Annotated in this window: 1 pseudogene; it reads right to left on the bottom strand. The window is 48.7% G+C overall.

Going from position 1 to position 731, the window contains the following annotated elements:
• Positions 1-731: pseudogene (locus tag R8O11_RS27385) on the bottom strand (type 2 secretion system lipase); the annotation flags it as partial.

The following is a 731-nucleotide window of genomic DNA, read 5'->3' as shown; positions in this document are numbered from 1 at the left end:
TGAGGCGCTTTCGTCGCGTCTGGCAGTGTCATCAACATGAAGTTCTTCGCACCTGCGTCCGTCAAACGAATCAGTGCTTCTGCATAATCTGCTTTCACTTCTGGAACGCCACGGTTGTAGTTCATGAAGTCATTCAAACCAAACTCAAGCGTAAACAAGGTGTTTGCTGGTTTGTAGTTCTTCGCCAGTTTTGCGTAGGTTAAGTACGAAGAAACTTGATCACCAACCCCTGTTAGCGCGATGTATTGGTTCTCACCAGCCGCGCCGCCAACTGCCCAGTTGTAGAGCGGAAGGTTCTTCGCTTTGGCAATGTATTCTGTCCACACAAAACCGTTGGAGAAGTGACCTAAGAACCAGCTGTTCGGGTTAGGGAAGCGCCATTGTGATGCGTTAAAGATGTTGCCTGTATCAGACAAGCTGTCACCGAGTGCAACCACTTTGTTGATTTGATCTGGCTGCATTGCTGCGTCGTTGCTCCAGATCGTGTGGTTGTATGAGAAGCGATTGTCAGCGGCGAAGAACGTAATGTCTGCGTTCTCGTTCGCCAAATCTAATGTGGCTTCACAACGCTGACGGATAACGTTTTGCGACGTGTTGGTGTAGAACATGTTTTTAAATGAAACGGAGCTCCACCAGTAGCCGTCAATGGTGAAGTAGCTACCATCTTCGTTTTTTGCCCATTCCCAATCGGTCGCCGGATCATCTTTCGAGTAGCTGGTGCGATACCAACA

This window comes from Vibrio sp. 1288 (genome assembly GCF_033344475.1).
This window is presented reverse-complemented; position numbering and strand designations above follow the sequence as displayed.